This window comes from Ruminococcus sp. RTP21484sp1_RTP21281st1_A8_RTP21281_210402 (assembly GCF_040914025.1).
GTDB classification, from domain to species: Bacteria; Bacillota; Clostridia; order Lachnospirales; family Lachnospiraceae; genus Blautia_A; species Blautia_A faecis.
This window is the reverse complement of record NZ_JBCPGE010000001.1, coordinates 103,494-116,866: the sequence shown is the minus strand read 5'-3', so window position 1 is coordinate 116,866 and position 13,373 is coordinate 103,494. Positions and strand designations below refer to the sequence as shown.

At 42.7% G+C, this 13,373-nt stretch carries 12 protein-coding genes and 3 pseudogenes; 14 read left to right on the top strand and 1 reads right to left on the bottom strand.

From position 1 onward, the window contains the following. The first annotated feature begins 243 nt into the window (after nucleotides 1-243). From AB5170_RS00520 to AB5170_RS00505, 4 genes and pseudogenes are all read left to right on the top strand, one after another. Nucleotides 244-2,745, top strand: coding sequence for a LuxR C-terminal-related transcriptional regulator (locus AB5170_RS00520; RefSeq protein WP_173770645.1), 2,502 nt, complete (start codon nucleotides 244-246; stop codon nucleotides 2,743-2,745). Between the two features lie 75 nt (nucleotides 2,746-2,820). Further along, nucleotides 2,821-4,314, top strand: a complete 1,494-nt coding sequence (locus tag AB5170_RS00515; RefSeq protein ID WP_148461243.1) for a hypothetical protein — start codon at nucleotides 2,821-2,823, stop codon at nucleotides 4,312-4,314. A gap of 68 nt (nucleotides 4,315-4,382) precedes the next feature. Beyond that, entirely contained in the window at nucleotides 4,383-4,445 is a 63-nt protein-coding gene (locus AB5170_RS00510; RefSeq protein WP_368072586.1) for a hypothetical protein, read from the top strand. A gap of 201 nt (nucleotides 4,446-4,646) precedes the next feature. Continuing rightward, a pseudogene (locus AB5170_RS00505) lies at nucleotides 4,647-5,456 on the top strand (pseudouridine synthase); the annotation flags it as partial. A 9-nt stretch (nucleotides 5,457-5,465) separates the two neighbouring features. Here AB5170_RS00505 and AB5170_RS00500 read toward each other — a convergent pair. Beyond that, nucleotides 5,466-5,642, bottom strand: a pseudogene (locus tag AB5170_RS00500) (DUF6783 domain-containing protein). Here AB5170_RS00500 and AB5170_RS00495 point away from each other — a divergent pair. The 10 genes and pseudogenes from AB5170_RS00495 to AB5170_RS00450 form a co-directional block, all read left to right on the top strand. Continuing rightward, nucleotides 5,580-5,882, top strand: a pseudogene (locus tag AB5170_RS00495) (DUF6783 domain-containing protein); the annotation flags it as partial. The pseudogenes AB5170_RS00500 and AB5170_RS00495 overlap by 63 nt on opposite strands. Beyond that, a complete protein-coding gene (locus AB5170_RS00490; RefSeq protein ID WP_148461244.1) occupies nucleotides 5,879-6,391 on the top strand; it encodes an HD domain-containing protein in 513 nt (170 codons plus the stop codon). The pseudogene AB5170_RS00495 and the gene AB5170_RS00490, both read left to right, overlap by 4 nt. A gap of 337 nt (nucleotides 6,392-6,728) precedes the next feature. After that, a complete protein-coding gene (locus AB5170_RS00485; RefSeq protein WP_148461245.1) occupies nucleotides 6,729-7,082 on the top strand; it encodes a PadR family transcriptional regulator in 354 nt (117 codons plus the stop codon). 5 nt (nucleotides 7,083-7,087) lie between these two features. Next, a complete protein-coding gene (locus tag AB5170_RS00480; RefSeq protein WP_148461246.1) occupies nucleotides 7,088-7,813 on the top strand; it encodes a DUF1700 domain-containing protein in 726 nt (241 codons plus the stop codon). Beyond that, nucleotides 7,810-8,676, top strand: a complete 867-nt coding sequence (locus tag AB5170_RS00475) for a DUF4097 family beta strand repeat-containing protein (RefSeq protein WP_148461247.1) — start codon at nucleotides 7,810-7,812, stop codon at nucleotides 8,674-8,676. Before AB5170_RS00480 ends, AB5170_RS00475 begins: the two co-directional genes overlap by 4 nt. A gap of 93 nt (nucleotides 8,677-8,769) precedes the next feature. Next, nucleotides 8,770-8,955 carry a PspC domain-containing protein gene (locus AB5170_RS00470; RefSeq protein WP_021924744.1) on the top strand — a complete coding sequence of 62 codons (186 nt, stop codon included), beginning with the start codon at nucleotides 8,770-8,772 and terminating at the stop codon, nucleotides 8,953-8,955. A gap of 187 nt (nucleotides 8,956-9,142) precedes the next feature. Continuing rightward, nucleotides 9,143-9,331: a small, acid-soluble spore protein, alpha/beta type gene (locus AB5170_RS00465; RefSeq protein ID WP_173770644.1), complete on the top strand. Its 189-nt coding sequence runs from the start codon at nucleotides 9,143-9,145 to the stop codon at nucleotides 9,329-9,331. Between the two features lie 85 nt (nucleotides 9,332-9,416). Beyond that, nucleotides 9,417-11,132 carry an AAA family ATPase gene (locus tag AB5170_RS00460; RefSeq protein ID WP_173770643.1) on the top strand — a complete coding sequence of 572 codons (1,716 nt, stop codon included), beginning with the start codon at nucleotides 9,417-9,419 and terminating at the stop codon, nucleotides 11,130-11,132. Nucleotides 11,133-11,164: 32 nt separating this feature from the next. Further along, nucleotides 11,165-11,833 carry a response regulator transcription factor gene (locus tag AB5170_RS00455; RefSeq protein WP_173770642.1) on the top strand — a complete coding sequence of 223 codons (669 nt, stop codon included), beginning with the start codon at nucleotides 11,165-11,167 and terminating at the stop codon, nucleotides 11,831-11,833. A gap of 47 nt (nucleotides 11,834-11,880) precedes the next feature. Then, complete coding sequence (locus AB5170_RS00450) at nucleotides 11,881-13,131, top strand: cell wall metabolism sensor histidine kinase WalK (protein WP_173770641.1); 1,251 nt, start codon at nucleotides 11,881-11,883, stop codon at nucleotides 13,129-13,131. Nucleotides 13,132-13,373 lie beyond the last annotated feature (242 nt).

Genomic DNA, 13,373 nt, shown 5'->3' with positions numbered 1-13,373 from the left:
ATTTCACGAAAACAGTGAAACACATCTTGCAGAAAGCATTTTTTAAACACATTTTAGTATAGCGGAAGAAAAAGAACAAGTCAAACATAAGCAAAAGAATCCATTGGAATTTCCTGGTTTTTCCACTATAATTAAATATAGAATAATCATTAGAGCGTGTTTGAAAAATTATTCCTATAAATCATACTCCGGAAACGGTGTAAACAGCAATATACTTATAAAACAAGAGAGTGAGGGTATGAAATGCCTAAAGAAAAAATCAGCCTGAATTCCATTTACATATCAGACCGTTTACAAAAATCCCTGCAGCCTGTTTCCAACAGCGCACTGACTGCCATAACAGCCCCTATGGGATATGGGAAGACAACCGCCGTAAACTGGTATCTGTCCAGACTGGCGAAAGACAGTCAGGCTTTGCTGATCCGGATCAGTATTTACTCCCAAAACCTTTCCATCTTCTGGAAAAGTGTGCAAAATGCATTTTCCTTCGCAGGTCTTAACTTTCTGGAAAACTACGATTGCCCGGAAGATGAAGCTTCCGCTGGATTCTTGACGGAAATTCTATGCTATCAACTGGAAAAATGTGAAAATTGTTATATTTTTATAGATGACTTTCATCTGTTAAAAGATGACCGGGCGGCCACTTTCCTGTGCAGAATGGCAGGGAGGATTCCGGAAAATGTGCATCTGATCGTAGCAAGCCGAAATCATTTTATCAGTGATGACTGGATTGTAAGACTTGGAGGAAGACTTCACAGAATAGAAATAGACGATCTGCGTCTAAACGCTGGGGAGCTGTCAGCCTATATTCGCCGCTGCGGAACTAGCCTGACAGACAGCCAGCTTGAGCAGCTTCTGAAATCCAGCGAAGGATGGTTCGCAGCTGTTTACCTAAATTTGTGTTCTTTTTCAAAATCAGGAGAATTGCCAGGAAAAACATCTGATATTTACCAGATGTTTTCCGCTTCCATGCTGAATCCTTTGCCAGAAGACAGAAAAGAATTTTTAAGTGCCATGGGGCTTGCAGATGAATTCACGGAAGAGATGGCAGAATTTATTACAAAAAGAGAAGACGTACACCAGATCCTGAAAACGCTCACCAGGCAGAATGCTTTTGTCACCTGCCTGAATGACGGGCAGACTTACCGCTTTCACCATATGATGAAAGAGTGCGCGTTTCGTGCGTTCAGAACACTGGATGATTCCAGACAGGCTTTCTATTATGAAAGATATGGTGCATGGTATGAAAAATATGGTGCCTATATCCATGCCTTGTCAGCATACCGGCGAAATCAGAATTTTGCAGCTATTCTCCGGGTGGTGCAAAAAGATGCCGGAATCTTACTTGCTTCTCTAAAACCGGAAGAGGTTCTGGAAGTTTTGAACAGATGTCCGGTTTCCGTTTTAAAAGAATATCCGCTTGCAATTCTGGTTCTTATGAGATGCATGTTTAACTGGAAAAATATTCCCAAAATGCTGGAACTGAAAGAACTTCTTCTGGCATCCATCAGAGAACATCCAAAGCTGTCTGAGGAAGAGAGAGGAAATCTTCTGGGCGAATGCGACCTGATCCAGAGCTTTCTTATGTACAATGATATTTCGAGAATGAGTCAGTTTCACCGCAGTGCCAGCGAGAAGATGACAAGACCTGCCATCAGTATCCGAAGTGACGGAGGCTGGACGTTTGGCTCCCCATCTGTACTTATGATGTTTCACAGGAAAAGCGGAGATCTTGACAAAGAGCTGGAAGAGATGAACCAGTGTATGCCTCATTATTACAAGATCACAAACGGACACGGACAGGGTGCAGAAACGATTATGAGCGCAGAGGCTCACTTTATGCGCGGAAATTTTGTTGATGCCCACATAGCATTGGAAAAGGCTTATACCCAGATTCAGGGAAACGGGCAGGAGAGCATTGCACTTTGCTGCGATTTTCTGGCACAAAGGCTGTCTATCTGCATGGACATAAAAATGAGAAATACATTTGAAGAACGTCGAAAAGAACTGCTGCAGGGGCATAATACCACCTGGGTCAATATTTTTGACAGCACCTGCGCCTATTACTATGCAGTCACCGGACAAACGGAGCGGATTCCGGCTCTCTTTGGAGCGCATATGCTTTCTACGGTGAATTTTCTGGCACCTGGGAGACCGATGATGGAAATGATCGAGAATCAGGTTTATCTTGCCCAGGGAGAATATTCGAAGGTGATCGGAAGAAGCGAATCCATTCTTGCCATGTGTCAGGCTCTTCACTACGATCTGGTGGCGCTTCATGTGCAGATCCAGCTTCTTGCGGCCAACTGGAAGCTGGGAAAAACAGAACAGGCGCTTGAACTTTTGAGAGGATCACTTTCCCAGGCTTTTCCAGATGGAATCCTTATGCCATTTGTGGAGAATTATCCATACATAGAGGAGCTTTTGAAGGGAAGCTTTTTCGGAATCAATGAAAATTTTCTTTTCAGGATCACCAGAATGGGGAAAGAATGGGAAATGCGGTGCGATCAGTTAAAAAAAGAGGAGGCGTATCCGCCGGTCTTTAAAGTACTGTCAGATCGTGAGCTGGAGATTACGGAGCTTATGGCGAAGCATATGAGCAACAAAGAAATCGCCCAGAGTCTGTTTTTATCCGAGGGAACTGTGAAGCAGTACATCAATCAGATTTATTCCAAATTACAGATTCCCGGGGATGTCCGGGTGAAGCGCAAGTATCTTTTGGAGATGATGGAAGGGAAAAGCTAACTGGAAGTTAATACTATTTTTGTCAGAGAAAACGTATAGTAAAGGTACAACATATTTCGACAGGAGGAAAATGGTATGAAGAGAAAAATAGTTACAGCGGTCATCGCGTTTATTTTATGTGCAGCAGTTGTTCCCACAGCTGGTATTTACAGCGTAATGGCAGAAAACGAGGATACGCTTCAGGTAGAGGACGGAGCTGACTATGCAGCACTTTCCGGTGTATGGAAAAATGAAGATGCACAGGCTGATGAAACTCTTACCTTAAGTGCAGACGGATTGTTTGTATATCACACCGGAGAAGGCGATGATGTTCAGGGATATCTGGAATATGTGGATGAATACAACGACGGAAATGGCAGATATGACATGTACAATCGCATGGGCATGTGGCTGGAGGGATTTTATCTGGACTCCGCGGATACTCTTCATATGGGAAATGACGGAGCTGCGGTTTTTACCAGAGCAGAGGAAGATCAGGCAGAAGAGAATTCGGAAGGTCAGACTGAAAACGAAGACAGCGTGGAAAAGAAAAGCTATGTCCTCATGTCAAATAAACGCTATACAGGACTGCGCCCTCTTTATAACAATTCCAGTTGGGAAGGAGGGTATTTCTATTCCGATATGACAGAGGACTGTATGACGGTGATCGTCAACTGCAGTGCTTTAAATGACAATGAATTCACCGGTACCCCGGAGGAATATATGGAACAGTTTGCAGGCTTTGTAAGTGAATCGGAAATAAAGGATTTCACAGCAGTACAGAACCAGGAATATACAGAGAAATTCACTTATCCGGCATATGAACTGGAATTTACCACCGGAGCAAATGAAGATACCTGCAAATGGAAAATGCTGTATTTCCAGACGGATACCAATACCTTTGCTTATGCTTACAGAGTTTCAGCGGATTTTGCTGAGGAGATGGAGGCGGAATACCGGGATGCCATTTCTTCTCTGGAGCTGACGGAGATTGAGGGCGTTGAAAATACAGAAACCACTTTCACTCAAGGGGAAGATTATGATCCAAGTGCCGAAGGAGAGAGCCTGGAAATGTTTATCTCTTATTTTGACAGCTGGTACCAGTATGGAGATTTAAATGCCATGAATATCCGGCTTTATGGAGAAGGAACCTGGGAAATCTACAACAGCCTGAATAGTGATAAAACAGGGGGATATTTTTTTGACAGCGGTACTTTTACCACACTTGGCACAACTGCCCTGAAATTGGTCAATGACAGCGGAATCTATGTGGCAGATGTTACTTTGGATGGAGATGGCGATCTGATGCTCAGTCCTGTGATTTCCGGATATGGAAATATTTATGCAGGTGCAGCTTTTTTACGAGAGTCCGATTCTATCGCCTACGAAGCCCAGACAGCTGACGATGGTGAAGGATACGGAGACTACATTCCTGATGAAGATTATGTAGAGGAAAGTGATCCGGGAGATACTTATTACTGGTATGATGGGGAAGGAAATGTAATGTACTTTGATGGTTCCGACAGCTATTATATAGGACCGGATGACGTGTTCTATATTGATGAGGCAGGAAGGCTGATGGAATACTGATAAGCAGGTAAAACTAGTACATCGTTTCGTAAATAACTATACCAATCGCGTAGGATGGGGATTCGAGTGTGCAGATTGCAGAAAGCCTTTTTCAAACACGCTCTGGGACGTGGACAAAAAGAATTTCCTGAAAAATATATGACAAATTTTGCAAGCCGAATACCTATGTGTATTTCGGCTTGCTTATTATTTACTGTTTTAAGATCATAGGGGATTTCATAAGCTTTCATTTTGTGATAAACTATGTGATAAAGCTAAACAAGCTTCGTGTTTTGAGCAGCGGAGATTTCATTTTGACAAAGATATGGGCAGGAGCTATCAAGGATGCAGATATGGAAAGATATCTTGAGATAAGGATCACAGAGTCTGGAAAAGTAGGAGAGGTTTTGCGGGCTGAGGCAGGGCTTACAAAGAGGCAGATCAGTCAGGCAAAGTTCAGGCCGGGAGGTATCCTTAAAAATGGAAAACAGTGCCGTGTAACGGAAATAGCAGTGCCTGGTGATCGGCTTCAGGTATGTCTGGAAGCGAAAGGGATTGATTCAAAGCAACTGGTGTGTCCAGATACAAGTAGTTTCATAGAACGAGGAAAAAAACAATTATTGGATTTCGAAAGACAAGAGCTGGAAGAAGGATTAAAACCCCAGAAACTTCAGATCCTTTATGAAGACCAGGATTTACTTGTAGTAAACAAGCCGGCTGGTATGGTGACGCACCCATCCGGAAGCCATTATCAGGACAGCATTTCTAACCTGCTTGCAGCCTATTTTCGTGAAAAAAATGAGACAACACGCATTCGGTCCATTGGACGTCTGGATAAAGAGACCTCCGGGATTTTACTTTTTGCCAGAAACCAGGTGGCGGCAGCCAGATTGCAGAAGCAGAGGGAAGAAGGAAAGCTGCAGAAGAAATATCTGGCGCTTGCAGAAGGAGATTTATCAGAAGCAAATGATTCTGTATTCTGGAAAGAAATTGCTATACCACTTGCCCCGGATCCGGAAAATCCCATGAAAATGACAATTTCTCCAGATGGACTGTTGCCAGGAAGCAGGAATGCAGTTACGTATTATAAGAACATAAAAAGTTTCGGCAATGTGACTCTTGTTGAGCTTCAGCTGGAAACCGGACGAACCCATCAGATCCGGGTTCACATGTCAGGGATAGGTCACCCTCTTCTGGGAGATACGATGTACAATCCTAGAGTGTGTTTGAAAAATCATTCCCACAATCTGCACGCCCCACTTTGCGGTATATTTTGCCCGAATTCAGTTGCCGTAGCCCGCTACGGCGCCCTCATCCGGGCAAAATCTCCCACAAATTGTGACGCACATCTTGCAGAAAGCCTTTTTCAAACACGCTCTGGAGCGTGTTTGAAAATGAGTAACAGCAAAGAAAAAAAGAATACGGAAGGCAGAATTAATAATAGGAATGACTGCTTCAAAAGAGCTGCGCTCCATGCCTGGAAGCTGATTTTTTGTCACCCATTTACAGATGAAATAATCACTCTGGAAGCTCCCCTTCCAGATGATTTCTGCCGCTTTTTGAATGCAAACGAGGAGGAAAAAACATGACAGAAACACAGCAAACCATAAATAATGTTATCGCAAAAATGATCGCATATTCCGATGGAAACAAGCATGATATTGCCCATTTTCTGAAGGTATATACATATGCCAGAATGATTGGCGAGATGGAAAATTTAACCGAAAGAAAGCAGGAAATTCTGGAAATCGCAGCCGTGATCCACGACATTGCCTGCCCTGTATGCCGCGTAAAATATGGTAATACAAATGGCTCCAACCAGGAAAAAGAAAGTCCTGAGCTGGTAGAAAATTTCCTCAAGGATGTGGAAATTGATGATGAAATGAAAGAGAGAATCAACTATCTGGTCAGCCATCACCACACCTATACAAACGTAGACGGAATGGATTACCGCATTCTTCTGGAAGCTGATTTTCTTGTAAATGCAGATGAAAGTGAAATGTCTGAGAATGCTGTTGAAACAGCCAGAGAGCGCGTATTTGAGACCAATACAGGTAAAAAATTACTCACAAGTATCTATAAATTGCCTGCCAGGTAAAGCAATAGAAGGCGTTGAAAAAGAAAAAAGAGTGGTTAATTTCTGCAATATTAAACCTGGAAATTCAATCTATGGAACCGCCTGTTTCCGGAAAATTGGGCTTGTAGTGAAGGATAAAAAAGGCTTTCACCTGTGACGGAGAAATTGATCAGTTATTTGAAGTGAAAGAAAATATGTTGAAATATTGGCGTGGCATTGGCTGCGCCTTTTTTGTGTAAATGATAGAAATATATAAATTTGTTTTCAAAAATGGTATTGACAAAATTATATTATATATCATATAGTATTGCTAATTAAATAATATTGATGAATTATATAATATGATTGGAGTGATCAGATGGTATTTAACACAGGAGCTGCACTTCTGGACGCTATTGTCCTGGCGGTTGTGTCCAAGGAGCCGGAAGGTACTTACGGATACAAGATCACCCAGGATGTACGCGGAGTTCTGGATATTTCAGAATCCACACTTTATCCAGTGCTGCGCCGCCTGCAGAAGGATGACTGCCTGGAAGTTTACGATCAGGCATATGCCGGACGAAATCGCAGATATTATAAACTGACGGAGAAAGGGCAGGCACAGCTGAATTTGTACAAGATCGAGTGGAAGAATTATTCCACCAAGATAGGCAGTATGTTTGAGGACGTTGGCAGAAATGCGGACAGCGGCCACATGAGGGAGGAGAATTAACAGGTATGGACAGAGCGCAGTTTATGAAACAGCTAGAGAGGCTGCTGTCTGATATTTCGGAAGCAGAAAAGCAGGAGGCGCTGGCTTACTACAACAGTTATTTTGATGAAGCCGGTCCTGAGAATGAGGCTTCCGTGATCAGAGAGCTTGGAAGCCCCGGAAAAGTGGCTGCCATAATAAAGGCAGACCTTGACGAAAGCAATGAAGAATATGCACAGTATACAGAGAATGGATATGAGGACTTGAGGGAAAACAAGGCTTCTTATATGCCGGAGATTCGCCAAAGAGATGGGAAACATGCAGGAAAAACAGATCGTATCCACAGGGGATATCGCCCGAAAGAGAAGGGAAGCAACAGCAGGTTTATCCTGATCCTAATTGCCCTGGTATTTCTTTCCCCATTTATCATTACAGCAGCTAGTGGCGTATTCAGTATTTTACTGGTGGTGATCTTGTTTCCGTTTTTGGCGATTTTTGTATCCGGAGTTGTGGCGTTCGCATTTATCGTAGCAGCTTGCGCCTGCATTAGTGTGGGTGTTGGAATTTTGGTTACCAATACAGCTGTGGGACTTCTGGTAATGGGAATCGGCTGTCTTTTGTTTGCATCAGGAATTCTGTTCTGCATTTTAACAGGATGGCTGGGCTCCACAATTTTCCCATGGATCCTTCGCAAGGTGACAGACTTTTTCCAGAAAATCGTGTATCGGAATAAGAAGGAGGAGCAGGCATGAAAAAAGGAACAAAGGGAATGCTGATTGCAGCAGGTGCTTTCGCAGTGGCAGGAATTGGTTTCTGTATCGGTGGAATTTCTGTAGCAGCAGTGGAAACAGGCGGAAATGTGTTTGATCAGGCTGGACAGCTGCTTCAGGATAATGATTATCCGCTGGCTGGTCTGATCCATTTGGGAAACGCCCAATATCATTCTTCTGACATAGATTGGGATGCTTTAGATGGAAATACTGTGGATATGGATTTTGCCAGTGATCTGGAAATCAGTTTGAAGTATGATGAGCTCCTTATCCAGGAATACGATGGTGACAAGATTCGGGTAAATGTGGCAAATGATGCGAAGAACGATGTAGTGGTTAAGGAAACTTCCGGGAAAATCACGATTACAGATACCCGCAGTGGAAATGTAAAAAAGAAGAAACAGATAAAAGTCATTGTTCCTTCCGGGAAAGACTTTGATACGGTAAGCCTGGGTGTTGACATGGGTACTATTGATCTGGAGTGCGATTTAAAAGTACAGGAGCTTTCGGTGGAAGTTGGCGCTGGAGAATTTAGCGGTTATGGAAATATCACAGCAGCGTATTGTGATCTTCAGGTTGGCGCCGGAACCATCGACATTGATCAGCTTGATATTCAGAAACTGAATGCGGACTGCGGTGCTGGTGAAATTGACATGGTAGTAACTGGAAAAGAGAAGGACTATAATTACGATCTTTCCTGTGGTATGGGTGAGATTAATTTGGAGGATTCTGAGTACAGTGGAATTGGCATTGAGAAAAACATTTCCAATGAAGGTGCCAGAAAAGATATGGTGCTGGAATGCGGAATGGGCGAGATTGATGTGGAGTTTACTGGGGAAAGCTAAATCTTGCAGAAAGCTCTTTTCAGACACGCTCTGGTGTAAAGTTATGTAATGGATAAAAAATAAGACAGAAATGTCAGATCGGAGGAATTAATTATGAGCAATAAGCGTTTATACAAATCAACCGTAAATTGTATGCTGTGCGGTGTGTGCGGAGGAATTGCCGAGTATTTCGATATTGACCCAACCCTGGTCCGCCTGGCCTGGGTAATCCTGACCTGCTTCGGCGGCGCAGGAATCTGGGCATACATCATTGCAGCAATTATTATTCCGAAGGCATAAGTTCTGTTTAGGGAAGTGATACTATAAGAAAAATCGGGTTCGACATATATTTGCGTTGAATCCGATTCTTTTTTATAATAACTGGTGATTTAGCGTAGCTAAATTGTGTGCGTTTTGAATAAATTTTCTTATCTTGTCCATACTCCCTATATACATCCAAACATTGCAAAAAAAGGAGCATAGACATATGAACAAAGACAAAGAAATAGAAGCCTACAAATCCGGAAATCTCACTCCCGAAGAGCAGACAAAATACGAGATCGCCCAGGAACTTGGCATTCTGGATAAAGTTTTAGAAGGCGGCTGGAAAAGCCTCTCAGCCAAAGAAACCGGCCGGATCGGTGGTTTGATGGCTCGAAAGAAAACGAAAAAATAATAGTGTATTATTTGCCCCTGCAACTTGCCATTAGTTCAGGAGAATGTTAAGATTAATACAAATAACTTCTGAAAGGGGCGAGAAAATGACATACAGAAAAAAGCTTCCTATAGGCATAGATAACTTTGAAAAATTGATCCAGGAAGACTTTTACTATATAGATAAAACAGATATGATTGCTGATCTGTTGAAGAACTGGAGTGAAGTAAACCTTTTTACCCGTCCGCGCCGTTTTGGAAAAAGTCTTAACATGAGCATGCTCAAGACATTTTTTGAAACAGGCTGTGATAAAAAACTGTTTCAGGGGCTGAAAATTTCAGAAGAAAAAGAATTATGTGAAAAATATATGGGTCAGTTTCCTGTAATTTCGATTAGTTTGAAGGGCGGAGAGGGACGGACTTTTGATTCAGCGAAAGAAGGATTGAAATATATAATAGGGAATGAGGCTATGCGTTTTCAATTCCTTACAAACTGTGAGAAGTTATCTGAAAAAGAAAAGACAGCGTATGAGCAGCTTACCGAGATTAACACAAATACTGGAACCGGTGGGGTATTCGCTATGTCAGAAGATACACTGTCAGCCAGTCTTCAAACTTTGTCTGGATTATTAGAGAAATATTACGGCAAAAAAGTCATTCTCCTGATTGACGAATATGACGTCCCTTTGGATAAAGCTTTCCAGTATGGTTATTATGAGGAAATGGTTTCCCTTATTCGAAATATACTAGGAAATGCCCTGAAAACCAACTCCAGTCTGTACTTTGCCGTACTCACCGGTTGTCTTCGCATTTCCAAAGAAAGCATATTCACAGGTCTTAACAACCTGAAAGTGATGTCCATTACCAACGTCCAGTTTGATGAATACTTCGGTTTCACAGACTCAGAAGTAAAAGAAATGTTAAACTATTATGGCCTTATGGATCACTTTGATTCCATGAAAGCCTGGTACGATGGTTACCGTTTTGGAAACCAGGATGTCTACTGCCCCTGGGATGTGCTCAGTCACTGTGATAATCTACGTGCTGATCCAAATGCCAGACCGGAGGACTACTGGTCTAATACCAGCGGAAATGCCATTGTGCGTCGTTTTATCGATTTGGCAAATGGAAAGACAAAAGAAGAAATTGAGCGCCTGATCGCTGGTGAAACAATCTTGAAAGAAGTCCGACAGGAACTGACCTACGGTGAACTGGATAATTCTATAGAAAATTTGTGGAGTGTGCTTTTTACAACAGGTTATCTGACTCAGCGGGGAATGGCAGAAGGGGATAAGTATTATCTTGTAATTCCAAATTATGAGATTAAGAAGTTGTTTATCCGCCAGATTAGGGAATGGTTTCGCTATCAGACAGGAAGTGACCGCAAAACTCTTGACAGGTTTTGTAATGCTTTTCCAGATGGCGATGGAGCACTGATCGAGGAGCTTTTTAATGATTATCTGTGGAATACCATCAGCATCCGGGATACCGCTGCTCCCAATGAAAAGAAAGAGAACTTTTATCACGGAATCCTTCTGGGAATCCTGGGATTTCAGGATGACTGGATCGTGAAATCCAATGCGGAGTCAGGAATCGGTTACAGTGATATTTTAATAGAGACCCGAAAGAACCGTATCGGAATTGTTGTTGAAGTGAAGTATGCTGAAGATGGAAATCTGGAAGCTGCGTGTCAGAAAGCACTACAGCAGATTGAAGATAAAAAGTACGCAGCCGGATTAAAAGAAGATGGCATGCGCAGCATTATAAAATACGGAATTGCATGTTATAAAAAGGAATGTAAAGTGAAAAAGGGGGACGCGTAAGCGTCTCTTTTTCAGAAAAACGGAGGAAAATTATGCGTATCCTGATTGCAGAAGACGAGGTGGAAATTGCCCGGGCATTGAAGATTTTGCTTGAGAAAAATAAATGCTCAGTGGACATTGTACATAACGGAAAAGATGCCTGGGATTTTATCTGCCAGGGGAATTTTGACGTGATCGTGCTGGACATTATGATGCCGGAGATGGATGGGCTGGAGGTGCTGCGGCGAACCAGGGAAAATCATATTGCCACTCCTGTGATGCTTCTCACAGCCAAATCCGAAATTGAGGACAGGGTTGCCGGATTAAATGCAGGCGCAGACGATTATCTGCCCAAGCCCTTTGCTGCAAGCGAATTTATTGCCAGGGTAAAGGCACTTGGCAGAAGAAGTGTGAATTATACAGAGAATCTTTTAAGTCTGGGAAATACAACCCTGGACTGTAATCGTTTTGAACTGTCAGCAGGGGGCGCAACTATTCGCCTGAACAACAAGGAATTTCAGCTGATGGAGTTATTTATGAAGCATCCCAGATTCGTATTTTCCACGGAACACATTATGGAAAAAATATGGGAACAGGATGGCACCGCAGGGATGGATGTGGTGTGGACTTATATTGGATTTTTGAGGAAAAAGCTTAAGCAGCTGGGTTCGTCAGTGGAGATTAAAACCGTTCGTGGTGCGGGATATTCCATGGAAGAATGATGGTCCACTATGTGAACTGTCGTTAGAGCCTGTTTGGAGGAAAGACTATGCTGAAAAAGATGCGCTGGCACTTTATTCTGGCCGCTATGCTGGCAGTGTTTATTATGCTTGTGGCTGTGCTGGCTGGAATCAATGTGTGGAATTATCACACAACTGCAGAAAGAGCAGACCAGCGGATTCAGGAGATTTATGGCTTTGAAAGTGGTAAAGTTCCTGGAATGGAGAATTCAGAAGAAAATGCTTCGCAGCCTGTGCCGCCGGATATTTTCAATCGCCCGGATGACCACGACCCGGAGGCTCCCTATACAACTCGTTTTTTTATAGTGCGGTTGGATGAAGAGGGGAATGTAACCGATGTTTCCACAGATTTTATAGCTTCTGTTACGCAGACGGAAGCAGAAGAATTTGCCCGCAAAGTATTAAATGAAAAAAGACAGGTGGGTTATTATAAAAACTACAGATTTCAGATATTAGCGAAGAAAAATGATAATATTGTTATATTCTTGAATACTACAATGGAACTCCGTTCTGTCAGAAATGTACTTCTGATTTCCTGTCTGGTGGGAGTGGTATGCTTCCTGGTGGTTTTTCTCCTGGTAATCCTTCTCTCAAAAAGGGCAATGAAACCTTATATCCGGAATATAGAGCGCCAGAAACGTTTTATCACTGACGCCAGCCATGAAATTAAGACACCACTGACTTCCATTGCTACCAGTGTGGACGTAATTGAGATGGAGTATGGTGAAGATGAGTGGACCAGAAATATCCATAAGCAGACTTCTAAAATGTCCAGAATGGTAGCTGATCTGGTAACTCTTTCCCGTCTTGATGAGGAAAATCCTTTTCTGGAACGGACCGAGTTCTCTTTAAGTGACGCTGTCTGGGAGGTGGCAGAGCCTTTTGCATCCCTGGCAAAAGCCCAGGGAAAAAAGTACTCTCAGCGGATTGAGGAGAATCTGACCCTGTGCGGAAATCCAGATGCCACCAGGCAGATGATTTCTGTTCTTCTTGATAATGCCATGAAATATTCAGATGAAAATGGAACCATAAGGCTTGATGTGTACAAGGTTCATGGGAAGACAAAAATCGAAGTTTTTAATACCTGCGTGCTGGAGGAGACTCAAAACCTGTCCCGGCTGTTCGACCGTTTCTACCGCCCGGACAATTCTCGCTCCAGAAAGACCGGCGGCAGCGGAATCGGACTTTCCATTGCCCAGGCAGTAGCCGAAGCTTATGGCGGGAAAATTAAAGTCAGCAGTAAAGATGGAAAATCAATTATGTTCCAGGTTACCATATAAAAATATTCAAATACCTTCGCAAAAAGCAGTGGGGATTTTACGAAAAAACCATAACTTTAAATACTGTTTATTTTGTAAAGAGGACAGTTTGAGAGAAAATACTTAAACTGTCCTCTTAAAATATATAAAAATTGGATATTTATAACAGCACAGTATTCCTGTATGCTTTCAGACAAATAAAAACGCAGTTGAAGAAAGGGCAGACTGTTAAATCAGTTCCCTGTCGTTGCTTTGCGTAAACC

Excerpts from the sequence above, each read along its gene's own strand:
- AB5170_RS00520 (WP_173770645.1), top strand. The coding sequence starts at position 244 with ATGCCTAAAGAAAAAATCAGCCTGAATTCCATTTACATATCAGACCGT.
- AB5170_RS00515 (WP_148461243.1), top strand. The coding sequence starts at position 2,821 with ATGAAGAGAAAAATAGTTACAGCGGTCATCGCGTTTATTTTATGTGCA.
- AB5170_RS00490 (WP_148461244.1), top strand. The coding sequence starts at position 5,879 with ATGACAGAAACACAGCAAACCATAAATAATGTTATCGCAAAAATGATC.
- AB5170_RS00485 (WP_148461245.1), top strand. The coding sequence starts at position 6,729 with ATGGTATTTAACACAGGAGCTGCACTTCTGGACGCTATTGTCCTGGCG.
- AB5170_RS00480 (WP_148461246.1), top strand. The coding sequence starts at position 7,088 with ATGGACAGAGCGCAGTTTATGAAACAGCTAGAGAGGCTGCTGTCTGAT.
- AB5170_RS00475 (WP_148461247.1), top strand. The coding sequence starts at position 7,810 with ATGAAAAAAGGAACAAAGGGAATGCTGATTGCAGCAGGTGCTTTCGCA.
- AB5170_RS00470 (WP_021924744.1), top strand. The coding sequence starts at position 8,770 with ATGAGCAATAAGCGTTTATACAAATCAACCGTAAATTGTATGCTGTGC.
- AB5170_RS00465 (WP_173770644.1), top strand. The coding sequence starts at position 9,143 with ATGAACAAAGACAAAGAAATAGAAGCCTACAAATCCGGAAATCTCACT.
- AB5170_RS00460 (WP_173770643.1), top strand. The coding sequence starts at position 9,417 with ATGACATACAGAAAAAAGCTTCCTATAGGCATAGATAACTTTGAAAAA.
- AB5170_RS00455 (WP_173770642.1), top strand. The coding sequence starts at position 11,165 with ATGCGTATCCTGATTGCAGAAGACGAGGTGGAAATTGCCCGGGCATTG.
- AB5170_RS00450 (WP_173770641.1), top strand. The coding sequence starts at position 11,881 with ATGCTGAAAAAGATGCGCTGGCACTTTATTCTGGCCGCTATGCTGGCA.